Raw genomic sequence first — 13255 nt, 5'->3', positions numbered from 1 at the left:
GAAACTGCTCGGCTCGACCCTGTGGCTGACCCTGGCGACCCTCACGGGCCTCGTCGCCGGGTTCGCCCGCGAGTGGCTGCTGGTCGCCGCCTGGGGCGCCGGCGGGCGCAGCGACAGTTTCCTGGTGGCGCTGTTCCTGCCCGACGCCTTGCGCATGGCCCTGGCGGCCGGCCTGCTCAGCGCCGCCGCACTGCCCCTCTACCAACAACGCACGGCCACCGAACAAACCGCCTGGCTCGGCGCGATGGTGCCCCGGCTGCTGCTCTGCGGCCTGCTGCTGGCGCTGGTGCTGAGCGCAGGTTCGCCGCTGTGGGTCCGGCTGATCGGCCCGGGACTCGACAGCCAGGGCTACGCACTGGCCGGGGCCAGCCTGCACTGGCTGGCCTGGTGTGTTCCCGGTGTCATCCTGCATGCCTTGTTCTGCATTCCCTTGCAGGCCCGTTCACGCTTTGTCCTGGCCGGGCTCGGCTCGCTGCTGTTCAACCTGCCGCCGGTGTTGTACCTGGCCATCCTGCGCCAGGCCGCCACCCCGACCGGCCTGGCCAGCGCCTGTGTGCTGGGCAGCCTGTTGATGCCGACGCTGCTGTTGCCGGCCATGTACCGCAGCGGCTGGAAACCCTGGCATTTCGGCCACGCACCCGGCGCCGTGAAAGAACTGCTGCAACGCATCGGCCCGCTGCTCAGCAGCAACCTGGCCAGCCAGGGCCTGGCCTTGCTCGAACGGATGGTCGCGTCGTTGCTCGGCGAAGGCGCCGTAACCTGGATCAACCTGGCGCGCAAACTGATCAACCTGCCGCTGATCGCGCTGATGAGCCTGAACCAGGTGCTCCTCGGTCTGATGAGCGGCAGCCAGGGCAGCGAACGCCTGGGCCTGCTGCGCAAAGGCCTGGCCAGCGCCAGCCTGCTGACCCTCCCCGCCGTGGTCGGGCTGATCGGTGCCGCCGGGGCGCTGGTCAGCCTGCTGCTGCCCCACCAGGCCGCCGACAGCCCGCTGCCGGAACTGCTGGCCTGGTTTTCGATCCCCCTGGTCTTCGGTGCCTGGAACGCCCTGCTCGCCCGCTACGCCTACGCCGCCGGCGACACCCGCCTGCCACTCACCTGTGAACTCACCGGCAGCCTGCTCAATGCCCTGCTGCTGGCCGTGCTGCCGCATTTCCTCGGGTTGATCGGCATCGCCCTGGCCGCCATCTGCGGGGTCATACTCACCGGCCTGCTGCTGATCCGCCGCCAACAGTTGCAAGCCCAGGTGCCGTGGCTCAGCCATGGGCTGCTGGGCTTGGCGGTGATGGTGCTGGCCGCGCTGGTCCTCCATCCACTGCATGGTATCTGGCTGCAACTGGGCCTGAGCAGTCTGTGCAGCCTGATCCTGCTGATTGCCCTCGCGGCGTGGCTGCGCCCCTGGCGCGCCGTGCCCGGCTGAACCTGGAGACCGAACAATGTCGCCCCCTCAAGTGGCCGTAGTGATTCCGACCTACAACGGACGCCGCGACCTGGAACGCCTGCTCGACTCCCTGGCGATCCAGACCGCGACCTTCGACACCCTGATCGTCGACTCCAGTTCCAGCGACGGTACCTTCGAGCTGGCCTGCGCGCGCTGCCCGCAAGTGCAACGTATCGACAGCAAGGACTTCAACCATGGCGGCACCCGTCAATGGATGGTCGAGCGCAACCCCGGTTACGAGCTCTACGTGTTCATGACCCAGGACGCCTACCTGGACGATCCCGAAGGCATTGCCAACATCGTCCGGCCGTTTGCCGACGAGCAGGTCGGTGCCGTCTGCGGCCGGCAACTGCCGCACCTGGATGCCACGCCCCTGGCCGAGCACGCCCGGTTGTTCAACTACCCACCGGATTCCCAGGTCAAGAGCCTGGCCGATGCCCCCCGGCTGGGGATCAAGACCGCCTTCATCTCCAATTCCTTTTCCGCCTATCGGCGCCAGGCCCTGATGCAGGTCGGCGGATTCCCCCAGCACGTCATCCTGTCGGAAGATATGTATGTCGCCGCGAAAATGCTTCAGGCCGGCTGGAAGGTCGCCTACGAAGGCAGCGCGCGTTGCCGGCATTCCCATAACTACAGCCTCGGTGAAGAGTTCCGACGCTACTTCGATATCGGCGTCTTCCACGCTCGCGAGCCGTGGATCCGCCAGCAGTTCGGCGGGGCCGGCGGCGAGGGCCTGCGCTACGTGGTTTCTGAACTGAAGTTCCTCGGTCCCGCGCGTTGCCTGGCCTGGCCCGGCTCACTGTGGCGCAACGCGGTGAAACTGCTCGCCTACAAACTGAGCCAGCAAGAGCGGCATTTGCCCAGGCAGCTGAAAAAGAACCTGGGCATGTACAAACGCTACTGGGACAGCCCGCACGCCTGATTTGGCAGGCCCTCAAACGATAAGGAATTTTCCGATAACCATCAGCGAACAACCTCAATTGACCCAGAGGCGAAATAAAGCGAACTTCTTCAAGCTCTTTTTATCGAGCGAATAACACTCTGGACCTGAACCATCGAGGAAGCATATTCACATGGAAGTCGAGCTACAGCACTGCGCGGCACCGCACTTGAGCGCCTCGGCCCACGAGCCGGGCCATCACGACGCCAAACCGCAACTCCCGCCCCGCCATGACAAGGCCAAGACGACCCGTACCCCTGGAGGCGATGCTATGGAACCCCGAATCACAGAGCTGGAAACCCGCTTCGAATACATCCACCGCGATCTCAATGAGGTGCGCAACGATGTCAAATCCATCAAGAGCCGACTCACCTACATAGCCGGTGCCGCGGCGGTCATCGGCGCGCCCCTGGCCTGGATTGCCAACAATCGCATGGACCAGATCCTGCTGTTGCTGACCTCCTGACCTCACCCCGCTACTCGTGTCGCGCCGCCGGAGCGCGACCGAGAACCTCGTGACTTCAAGCGGTGCGGCCAACGCCGGGCTGACTTACAACGAAATCGGCTTACGCCCGGCAAACGAATGCGCCAGGGTTCCACCGTCCACCAGTTCCAGTTCCCCACCCAGCGGCACACCATGGGCGATACGCGAGGTGATCAGGCCTTTGTTGGCCAGCAACTGGGCGATGTAATGAGCCGTGGCTTCACCTTCAACCGTCGGGTTGGTGGCGAGGATGATCTCGGTAAAACTGCCCTGCTCTTCGATTCGTGCCAGCAACTGCGGGATACCGATTGCTTCCGGACCGAGGCCATCGAGGGGCGACAGATGTCCCTTGAGCACGAAGTAGCGGCCGCGGTAGCCCGTCTGCTCCACGGCATAGACGTCCATCGGACCTTCGACCACGCACAGCAAACTGTCGTCACGCCGAGGGTCGGCGCACTGCGGGCAAAGATCGTCTTCGGTGAGAGTGCGGCACTGGCGACAGTGGCCAACACCTTCCATGGCCTGGCCAAGGGCCTGGGCCAGGCGCGAACCGCCACTGCGGTCGCGTTCGAGCAGTTGCAGGGCCATGCGTTGGGCGGTTTTCTGGCCGACACCGGGGAGTACCCGCAGGGCGTCGATCAGTTGGCGAATCAGGGGGCTGAAGCTCATGGCAAAGGGTCCGACAGAACACGAGACGCGGTTTATACCCGCGCCTCCAGCCAGCGTCCAGGGGTCACGCTGGAACACAATTCCCTTGCAGGAGCGTGGCTTGCTTGCGAAGGGTAAAAGCTTCGCGGGCAAGCCACGCTCCTACAGGGTAAGGCGATAGCACCTTAGAACGGCATCTTGAAGCCCGGCGGCAGTTGCATACCGGCGGTCATGCCAGACATCTTGTCCTGGCTGTTGCTCTCAATCTTGCGCGTCGCATCGTTGAACGCCGCGGCGATCAGGTCTTCCAGGACTTCCAGATCTTCGTCCTTCAGGCTCGGGTCGATGCTGACGCGCTTGACGTCATGACGACCGGTCATCACCACGGACACCAGGCCGGCACCGGATTGGCCGGTCACTTCGGCGTTGGCCAACTCTTCCTGCATCTTGGCCATCTTTTCCTGCATCTGCTGCGCCTGCTTCATCAGGCCGGCCATGCCACCTTTCATCATGGGAATCACCTCAAGAGTTACATGTACAAAGAGACGCAAGGCACGGGGCCTGGCATCGTTCAGTTATTAGCCCTGGACCACCAGGGCATCGACAGGTTCGATTGTATCGCCACGGATCACCGCGCCGAACTGTTGCATCATCTGCCGGATAAGCGGATCGGCATGAATCGACGCCACCGCTTCGTCCTGGCGTTCATGGCGCCGACGGGAAGCCGCCTGGGCCGGAGTTTCCTGCTCGGGCTTGATCAGCTCGATGGTCAGTTTCAGCGCACGCCCGTGATACTGGTTCAGGGCGTCGTTGAGACGGCGTTGCTGTGTGGCATTGAACAAGGCGCTGTGGGCCGGATCCAGGTGCAACAGCCAGTCGTCACCGCTGACCGCCATCAAGGTGCAATTGGCCGCGATGCTGCCGGTCATGCCAGAGACCGGCAGTTTCGGGAACAGTTCCAGCCACTCCAGCGCCAGGCCGGTGGCTGGGGCTGCCGCCGGTTGCGGCTCGGGCTCCGGTGCCGGGTCGGCAGCGTGCTCGCTGGCCAGTTCGTCGAGATAGCTGTAGGCCGAATCGATATCCGGCTCGATATAGTCTTCATCCAGCGGCGGCTCGTCGTCGGGGTCCAGCCCCGGCGTCGCGGCTTCCACCTGGGCAGGCGTCGGCTCGGGCAGGGTCGCGGCAACCCATTCGGGCGCATCCGGGACCACGCTGTCCGGGGTCGGCAGCGGCATGGCGGCCAGCTCCGGCTGTTCGGCAACGGTTTCCAGCACCGGTTCGACAGCAGGCTCCTGCAGTATCTCTTCAGGCTCGACCGGGTCGTTCCACGGCAGATCCACGACCTCCACCGCCGGGGCAACGGACTCGGCCGGCGGCGGCGTCTCGGCCACCGCGACAGGAACGGCCACGGGCGCGGCTTCGACCGGCGCAGCGACTGGTACGGGTTGCGCCGCCATCGGCGACACCACCTCGGCAGGCACGGGCGCGACCACCGGTGTCTCGACAACGGGGGCGACCACAGGCGCGGCTGGCGCGGCAACGGCTGCGCCAGCCACGCTCTGTGCGGAATCAACTGTGGCCTGGCTGATCCCCACTGGCTTTAGCGGCGGTCTCGGCGGCGCCGTGCTGTCGGCCGGGCGGAACGCCAGCATGCGCAGCAACACCATCTCGAAACCGCCTCGTGGGTCCGGCGCCAGCGGCAGGTCGCGCCGGCCGATCAAACCCATCTGGTAATAAAATTGCACATCTTCGGCCGGCAGGGCCTGGGCCAGCGCCAACACGCGGTCGCGGTCGCCATGACCATTGTCGACACCCTCGGGCAACGCCTGGGCGATCGCCACGCGGTGCAGCACATTGAGGATTTCCGACAACACGCCGTTCCAGTCCGGGCCTTGTTCGGCCAGATGCCGCACCGCTTCGAGCAGGGCCTTGGCATCGCCGTCGATCAACGCCTGCAACACGTCGAAGACCTGGCCATGGTCGAGGGTGCCGAGCATCGCCCGCACATCGACGGCCATGACCTTGCCTTCACCGAAGGCAATGGCCTGGTCGGTCAGGCTCATGGCATCGCGCATCGAACCGTCGGCGGCACGCCCCAGCAACCAGAGGGCGTCGTCCTCGAACGGGACGTTCTCGACCCCGAGCACGTGGGTCAGGTGCTCGACCACCCGCTCGGGGGTCATGTTCTTCAGGGAGAACTGCAGGCAGCGCGACAAAATCGTTGCCGGAAGTTTTTGCGGGTCCGTGGTCGCCAGGATGAACTTGACGTAGGGCGGCGGCTCTTCCAGGGTTTTCAACAACGCGTTGAAGGAGTGGCTGGAGAGCATGTGCACTTCGTCGATCAGGTAGACCTTGAAGCGCCCGCGGCTCGGCGCGTACTGCACATTGTCGAGCAGTTCGCGGGTGTCCTCGACCTTGGTCCGGCTCGCGGCGTCGATCTCGATCAGGTCGACGAAGCGCCCCTCGTCGATCTCCCGGCAGACCGAGCAGGTCCCGCAGGGGGTCGAGGTAATGCCGGTCTCGCAGTTCAGGCACTTGGCAATGATTCGTGCGATGGTGGTCTTGCCGACACCGCGGGTACCGGTGAACAGGTAGGCGTGATGCAGCCGCTGGCTGTCCAGGGCATTGATCAGAGCCTTGAGCACATGGGTCTGGCCGACCATTTCGCGGAACGAGCGCGGACGCCATTTACGTGCAAGAACCTGATAACTCATCGATAACCATCGCGTCGGGGAAGCGGAAGACCGCTAATGCTAGCGGAGCAGGGGTAAAAATGCATCCGGCATGGGATGCTAATCTGGTTAAGCTGCACTTTGTGTATGGATTGGCGGCCTTGTGGCGCTCCCGCCGGAGAGTTTGATGCGTGCAGTTCTTTACGCCCTGGCCTTGATGACCGCCCCTGCTTTCGCCGCCCCGGCGCCGTTGCGCTTCTCCGTGGCCGACAGTTGGAGCATGCCGATCATCCAGATCGAGCACGGACAACCGACCCAGGGTATTTTGTATGACCTGATGACCAGCCTGGCCCACCAGGTCGGCAGCCCGGCCGAGTTTCATGTTCTGGCCCGCGCTCGAGTGCAGAGCGCCATGGAGCGCGGTGAAATCGATGTGCGCTGCTATGCCGCGCAATCCTGGCTGCCGAACCAGTCCGGCGACTATATCTGGAGCATCCCCTTCCTCACCCAGCGCAACCTGCTGGTCAGCAAGGCCAAGCCGCCCATGGCGATGACCCTGAAAGATCTTGAGCCTCAACGACTCGGCACCGTACTGGGCTACTCGTACCCGGCCATACAGGCTCAGTTCGAAAGCGGTCGGTTCATCCGCGACGAGGCGCGCAATGAGCAACAGGTCCTGCAAAAGCTTGAGGTCGGGCGCTACGCCTATGCCATCAGCAGCCAGTGGGCACTGGACTGGTTCAACCAGACCCGCATGCCGGATCAGCAGTTGCACGCGGTGGCGGTCGTGCAGGAAGACGCCGTGGGCTGTTTTGTCCGCAATGACCCGGACCTGCCGGTACAACGCATCCTCAGGACCCTGCTGCGAATGAAGATGTCCGGGGAAATCGACCGGACCATCCACCTCTATACCGGGCATGACGACCAGAAGGTCGCGCCTGAATCAAGTGACACTGCGCCATAAGGCCGGTGGCTCGAACGCCTCGACCCAGGCCGGCACCTCGTCCGCCGACATCGGCCGGGCAATGAAATAACCCTGTGCCACATCGCAACCCAGGCTCATCAGCAAGCGGCCGTGCTCGGCGGACTCCAGCCCCTCGGCAATCACTTCCCGGCCAAACGCCCGGGCCAGGCCGATCACCGCCGTGGTCAAGGCCAGGTCATCCTGGTCATGGAGGATGTCGCGCACGAACGAGCGATCAATCTTGATGGTCTGGCTGGGCAGGCGCTTGAGGTAACTCAGGGACGAGTAACCGGTGCCGAAGTCGTCCAGGGAAAAACGCACCCCAAGCGTCTGGCAATCCTGCAGGCATTGACTCACCCGCTGGATGTTCTCGATGGCCACCGACTCGATGATCTCCAGATCGAGCATGTGCGGCGGCACCTCGGCGTGACGCATCAGCAAGGCGCGCAGACGTTCGACGAAATCGCCGCGCTGGAAATGCCGGGCGGCGATATTCAGGCTGACCGGCCACTCGTGCCCCGCCCGCCCCCAGGCCTGCATCTGCGCCATGACCCGGTCGATGACCCATTCGCCGATATCGATGATCACATCGGTCTGCGCCACCAGCGGCAGGAACGCCTGGGGCTGGAGCAGTCCCTCGTGCGGGTGCTGCCAGCGCATCAACGCCTCGAACCCCACCACCCGGCCGGTGCGCATATTGACCTTGGGCTGATAGGCCAGGCGGAACTCGCCATTGGCCAGGGCCTGGCGTATCAACGCCACTGTCTGGTGGGTGGCCTTGACCTCCTGATCCAGCGACACATCGAACAAATGGAAACGATTGCGCCCGCTCTGCTTGGCCAGGTACATCGCCTGGTCGGCATGGCGCAACAGGGTATCGGCGTCCTCGTCGTCGGCGGGAAACAGCGTCACGCCGATGCTGGCATCCACATGGATGGTCTGGCCGAGTATCGAATAGGGGGCCGAAATGGCGCCGAGCACCCGTTGCAACGCAGCGTGCAGTTCCTCGGCGTCGTGCACATAACGCAGGATCAGCACGAACTCGTCACCGGCCAGCCGCGCCACCACATCTTCCCCGCGCATGATGGTGCGCAGGCGCGCCGCCACTTCCACCAGGAGCATGTCGCCGCTGGCATGCCCGTAGCCATCGTTGACCGCCTTGAAGCCGTCCAGGTCGAGCATGCACACCGCCAGCGGAATGGCTTCGCGTCGGGAAAAATCCAGGGCCTGGTTCAACAGGTCCGACAAAAACGCCCGATTGGGCAGGCCGGTCAGCACATCGTGCCCCACCCGCCACTGCAAGGTATGCAACAGGCGCAACTTTTCGCTGACATCGAAACGGATCGACACATACCGGCGCACCCGCCCGGTGGCTTCATCCAGCAGCGGCACCATGGTGCTGTCGACCCAGTACAAGGAACCGTCCTTGGCGCGATTGCAGACCTCACCTTTCCAGACCCGCCCCTGGGCAATGGTGCTCCACATGTCGACAAAGAACTCGGACGGGTGGTAGCCGGAATTCAGGATCCGGTGATTCTGCCCCAGCAATTCATCACGGCTATAACCGGAAATCACGCAGAATGGATCGTTGACGTAAGTGATCCGTCCTTCCAGGTCGGTTTCGGAGAAAATGGCGGCGACGTCCACGACCCTGCGATACGTCTCATCCATGAGTCAGCTCACCTGGGCAGCTAGAGGTTGTCCCGAATTCGCAGCACAACCGCGCCTGGCGGCATCGCCTGGCCGTACTTCGACGAAGATCAACTAGGATTAAATGAAGGTCATCATTAGCTGGGACAGGTATTCGTGGCAGTCCTAAGACAGTGCCTTGCTCAAGCCTTATGACCGTCATGGCATGGGCACCAAAGAAATGCGCGGTTTTCCCGTTTCACAAATATTTCCCCTGAAACTGGATCACCAAATACCTGTCCTAAATGCCGATTCTACGAATTACATCACATTATGCAACAGAAGGTGATGATCCATGGCGTTGTCTAATGTAAAGATTTATCGTTAAGTTCTTGATTCTAAATGGGAATTGAGCGATGAAAATTTCAAGTTTGGGTGCAGCCATCAGGCGCTACCGCAAGGTAGCGGGGCTAACTCAGGCTGAACTCGGAGAGAAAACCGGTTTTGACCCTAAAACCATCAGCCGCTTCGAAACCGGCAGTTACACACCCAGCGTGGAGGCCTTGTTCCTGTTTGCCGACGTACTGGGCGTGAAGCTAAAAGCCTTTTTCACGGATCTGGGTGACGAAGACGAGCAGCGTGCCTACCTGTTCGGCGTCATTCACAACGCTCCCCCGAAGGACCTGGGAAAGCTGATCGCTGCGGTCGATCTGGCCTTGTCCAAGCCTTAGCCTTACGCCTGCCACCTGCCGTCCATCGACATGCGGTCGCCAGACTGCAAGATACCTGGAACCTGCCGGAGCCGGAGGGGTCCGCGAAGAGGTCTTCAAGACCGCCCAACACTTCGCTGACCAAGCCCGCTCCGGCGGGGCTGGGCGGGCTGTCGCCGCCCTTCCAGATTGAGCGCCAGCACGCTGCCCAGGACAATCGCGCCGCCGACCATCACCAACCCTGAAACACCCACCCCCAGGACCAGCGCCGCCATCAGCATCGCCACGGGCGGAATAAGGTACAGGGCAATGGACGAGCGGCTGACCAGCGAATGGCTCAACACATAGGCCCAGGCCAGGTAGGCCAGGGCACTGGGGAAAATCCCCAGCAGCAGCACCGCGATATTGACCCGCAGCGGCGCCACCGCCACCTCATCTGCCAGCCCGGGTGCATAGACACAGAGTAACAAGGTCCCCGCCCAGACCATGTAACACACCGTGGTCAGCCCGCTGTAGTGCCCGGAATAGTGCTTTTGCAAAGCGAAGTAAATGCTCCAGGACAGCGCCGCGAACAGAATCAGCAAGGCCCGGGGGTCGACCGTTCCCACCCCATGATCACCCCAGACCACCACCAGGGCGCCGGCCAATCCCGACAACACCCCGAGCCAGCGAACGAGTGACACCGACTCCTTCAACCAGAAAAACGCGATCAAGGTGCTGAACAACGGCGTGGACTGCGACAGCACACTCCCCGCCCCCGGACTGACCCACTGCTGACCGTAATTGAGACTGATGTGATGGAGGAAAATCGCGAAAAAACTCAGCGCAAACAACCAGGGCAAATCCCGCCGACGCGGCAGCGCGATCCCCTTCACCAGCGCGACCACCGCCATGAACAGCGAGGCAATCAAAAACCGCAGCAGCGCCAGGTGTCCGGGGCTGTAGCTTTCCAGGCCGATATGGATCCCCACGGGCGAGTAGGCCCAGCAGAGGATGACGAGCGCGGTGGCAAGAGGCACTTTTAAAGCGGACAGGGCTTTCACGAGCGGGCGATATCCAAGATGATCCGAGGTGTGCGCACAGTCTCGAGCGGCCTGTCAGCCAGAACAATTGATCAATATTGAGTCGAGAATTCACCAGGAGTGAATCATGGAACTGGCGCAAATGCGCATGGTGAAAGCCGTCGCTGAAACCGGCAGCATCGCCCAGGCGGCACAGCGGCTGCACTGCGTGCCGTCGAACATCACCACGCGGATCAAGCAGCTGGAAAGCGAACTGGGCACCGACCTGTTTATCCGCGCCGGACGCGGCCTGAGCCTGAGCCCGGCCGGAGTGGTGTTCCTCGACTACTGCACGAAAATCCTCGGGCTGGTGGACGAAGCCAAGCGCGCCGTCGACGCCAACACCCAACCGTCGGGCCTGCTGCGCATCGGCGCGATCGAATCCTGCGCCACGGTGCACCTGCCCGCGCTGCTGGCCGAGTACCAACAGGCTTACCCCGGCGTCAGCCTGGAATTGATCACCGGCACCTGGTCACAACTGCTGGAAGACGTGCGCCAACGGCGCCTCGATGGCGCCCTGGTCGCCGCCGACATCCAGCATCCGAAAATCGCCAGCAGCGCGCTTTACCGTGAACAGCTGGTGCTGATCAGCGCCGCCGGCAGCGGTCCGATCCAGGGTGCCGGCGACTTGCGCGGCAAGACCCTGATCATGTGGCCCAACGGCTGCCCCTATCGCGCGGCGCTGAAAAACTGGGTGCAGCCCCATGACCCGCATCCGGCCATTGCCAGCTATGCCAGTTGGGCCACCATCATCGGCAGCGTGCATGCCGGTGCCGGCGTGTCCCTGGTGCCCGAGGGGATCCTGCAACGCTACGAGCAGTCCGCCGGGCTTGAAACCCACCGTTTCGCTGAACTGGCGCCAGTGGAAAACTGCTTTATCTGGCACAAGGAAACCACTCGCCATCCGGCTCGGGAGGCGTTTGCCCGATTGCTGCAGGAGCGCCTGGAACAGAGGGGCCTGTGATCACTCGGCGGTTTTTTCATCGATCTGCACGACAAGCTTTTCCAATTGGCGCATCTCGACGACCGGATGGACGGCGTTTCTCCCGAGAAAACTCCCATGCTCCACCAACAGCAAGCCAACAATCTGCGCGCCCTGCATGGCGCTAGTCGCTTGGGCCCAAGCGACTTTCTTCTCGATCTTCGCGTGAAAACCTTCACTGTCGGAGGGGCCCAACTTACCGACCACATTGCTCAGCTTGCTCATTGAAAAAGGCTGGCTGAGCACCTTGCACTCGATCAGGAGGGCGACCCGCCCGGAAGGGTGCAAGGCCAACACATCGATTTCCCCGGGCACTTTCTGGCCACTCTCGTGCTCCAGGCGAGACTCCCCAGCTTGCCAATATCCGGAATCACTGACCCCGCTGGCTTTCCAGCCAGCGTTCCGGAGCAATTGCACCGCGGCATTTTCAAAAGGCTGCGAGACATGCACGCGAAAGGACTCATCGTCCACAGGAGCACCGCCATAACCCATGTAGCGGAAAACAGAGTGCTCAACAAAACAATTCACGGAATCGATTATCGTCAGGACGCTCGTGGCAAATGTCTTGTCATCAATCCGCACGACAGGTCGCTCGACCAACATGTTCGAGGGATAGCTCCTCACTCGGTCCGGGTACCAGGGCTCCTGCCAAAAACAGGCTTCGAGAGACTGCTTGGCAAGTACGGGATCATCACCGAAAGCATCGGTGACAATAGGAAGATCCTCGAATAGCACCACGCCGGCCATGCGCTTCGACCCGGTCGACTTGATGTGGCGCACACAGGCCAACAACACCAACCGGGCATTGAGCCCGATCCAGAATGCCGGGTTCTTTCCGGCCAGCGCAAAGACCGTTCCGGCAAACAACTCAATCGTCGTGGAGTCGCGCCCCGACAGGACGAGAGAGACGGCCTGGGAAAACCGCAAGAGATCCTTCCAGATAACGGCTTTCGAATGCTCAAGCGTTCTCTGGTTCTCACCATAGGGCGCCGCCATGGTGTTCCACTGCCCCAGCAGCACCTGGTCAGCCTTGTCTGAAAACGCAAATCCATGGGACTTGAGACTGACCGCTTGAAAGTTGAAAACCCGGCTGCTCTCGTAGATCTCTCTCAATTGCTCCCAGGCAATCACCGCATTGACCAGATTGAGCAATTGGGCGGCGCTTCTATCAACGGCCAGCGGTTCTTTACGATTGGGCCATATGAGCGCGATCGTCGTTTTCAAGGACGAACCGCACCACGGCACCTTCTTGCGCCAGCTTTTCTGGCCGTAGTAGAAATCGTCCACCGCCTCGATCAGCGCGGGAATGGCGAGTCGTGGATCAATCCGGCACGCCAGGGCATCCAGATCTTTCTTTGCCCACCCAATCGCCGACTGCCACTGCTCATCGGTCTGCAACAGTCCAAGACCTTGGGCGGCCAGGCTGTCCGCCGTTCTGGAAAAACAATGACGACTCCCCGCGATGCTGGCTTTACGCAGCTTGTCGGCCAACTCGCGAGCCTGCTTGTAGAGGCGTGACGACGCCTGGAATGGATACTGTTCTCGTGCCATTTGCTGCCTCGCGATCCTTGCCAAAAACACGCTGTGTCAATGGCATCAGAGTGCAACAAATCCATCGCACTCTCCTTACACAGGCCAGCCCAACACCACCCTAAAGCAGCCACACGCCTTCTCTAGCGTGACCTTCACCCCTTCAGCTATCCTGCCGACCAAATTAATTCAAA

12 protein-coding genes are annotated in these 13255 nt (G+C 62.3%); 6 read left to right on the top strand and 6 right to left on the bottom strand.

The genetic code is table 11. From position 1 onward, the window contains the following. The first annotated feature begins 4 nt into the window (after nucleotides 1-4). The 3 genes from CWE01_RS03670 (at nucleotide 5) to CWE01_RS33770 (ending at nucleotide 2847) form a co-directional block, all read left to right on the top strand. A complete protein-coding gene (locus CWE01_RS03670; RefSeq protein ID WP_100939223.1) occupies nucleotides 5-1420 on the top strand; it encodes a lipid II flippase MurJ in 1416 nt (471 codons plus the stop codon). A gap of 16 nt (nucleotides 1421-1436) precedes the next feature. After that, on the top strand, nucleotides 1437-2363 hold the full coding sequence (locus CWE01_RS03665; RefSeq protein ID WP_100939149.1) for a glycosyltransferase family 2 protein: 927 nt from the start codon (nucleotides 1437-1439) through the stop codon (nucleotides 2361-2363). 151 nt (nucleotides 2364-2514) lie between these two features. After that, nucleotides 2515-2847 carry a hypothetical protein gene (locus CWE01_RS33770; RefSeq protein WP_256145786.1) on the top strand — a complete coding sequence of 111 codons (333 nt, stop codon included), beginning with the start codon at nucleotides 2515-2517 and terminating at the stop codon, nucleotides 2845-2847. An 84-nt stretch (nucleotides 2848-2931) separates the two neighbouring features. On the opposite strand, the gene recR is transcribed toward CWE01_RS33770, so the two are convergent. From recR to dnaX, 3 genes are all read right to left on the bottom strand, one after another. Continuing rightward, complete coding sequence (gene recR / locus CWE01_RS03655; RefSeq protein WP_100939148.1) at nucleotides 2932-3534, bottom strand: recombination mediator RecR; 603 nt, start codon at nucleotides 3532-3534, stop codon at nucleotides 2932-2934. Nucleotides 3535-3698: 164 nt separating this feature from the next. Then, nucleotides 3699-4025 carry a YbaB/EbfC family nucleoid-associated protein gene (locus CWE01_RS03650; protein WP_100939147.1) on the bottom strand — a complete coding sequence of 109 codons (327 nt, stop codon included), beginning with the start codon at nucleotides 4023-4025 and terminating at the stop codon, nucleotides 3699-3701. Between the two features lie 66 nt (nucleotides 4026-4091). Then, a complete protein-coding gene (dnaX, locus tag CWE01_RS03645) occupies nucleotides 4092-6227 on the bottom strand; it encodes a DNA polymerase III subunit gamma/tau (protein ID WP_100939146.1) in 2136 nt (711 codons plus the stop codon). A 145-nt stretch (nucleotides 6228-6372) separates the two neighbouring features. Between dnaX and CWE01_RS03640 the strand changes: the two genes are divergently transcribed. After that, entirely contained in the window at nucleotides 6373-7149 is a 777-nt protein-coding gene (locus CWE01_RS03640; RefSeq protein ID WP_100939145.1) for an ABC transporter substrate-binding protein, read from the top strand. Here the strand turns inward: CWE01_RS03640 and CWE01_RS03635 are convergent. Beyond that, nucleotides 7129-8820, bottom strand: coding sequence for a bifunctional diguanylate cyclase/phosphodiesterase (locus CWE01_RS03635; RefSeq protein ID WP_100939144.1), 1692 nt, complete (start codon nucleotides 8818-8820; stop codon nucleotides 7129-7131). The two genes, CWE01_RS03640 and CWE01_RS03635, sit on opposite strands and share 21 nt — an antisense overlap. 374 nt (nucleotides 8821-9194) lie before the next feature. Between CWE01_RS03635 and CWE01_RS03630 the strand changes: the two genes are divergently transcribed. Further along, complete coding sequence (locus tag CWE01_RS03630; RefSeq protein WP_100939143.1) at nucleotides 9195-9509, top strand: helix-turn-helix domain-containing protein; 315 nt, start codon at nucleotides 9195-9197, stop codon at nucleotides 9507-9509. A gap of 95 nt (nucleotides 9510-9604) precedes the next feature. Here CWE01_RS03630 and CWE01_RS03625 read toward each other — a convergent pair whose 3' ends face one another. Then, a complete protein-coding gene (locus CWE01_RS03625; protein ID WP_100939142.1) occupies nucleotides 9605-10531 on the bottom strand; it encodes a DMT family transporter in 927 nt (308 codons plus the stop codon). Nucleotides 10532-10637: 106 nt separating this feature from the next. On the opposite strand from CWE01_RS03625, the gene CWE01_RS03620 reads away from it, so the two are divergent. Next, nucleotides 10638-11513, top strand: coding sequence for a LysR family transcriptional regulator (locus tag CWE01_RS03620; protein WP_100939141.1), 876 nt, complete (start codon nucleotides 10638-10640; stop codon nucleotides 11511-11513). Here the strand turns inward: CWE01_RS03620 and CWE01_RS03615 are convergent, their stop codons facing one another. Continuing rightward, a complete protein-coding gene (locus CWE01_RS03615; RefSeq protein WP_100939140.1) occupies nucleotides 11514-13082 on the bottom strand; it encodes a hypothetical protein in 1569 nt (522 codons plus the stop codon). Nucleotides 13083-13255 lie beyond the last annotated feature (173 nt).

Origin of the sequence: Pseudomonas sp. QS1027, assembly GCF_002814235.1 — a bacterium.
Classification (GTDB): Bacteria; Pseudomonadota; Gammaproteobacteria; order Pseudomonadales; family Pseudomonadaceae; genus Aquipseudomonas.
This window is presented reverse-complemented; position numbering and strand designations above follow the sequence as displayed.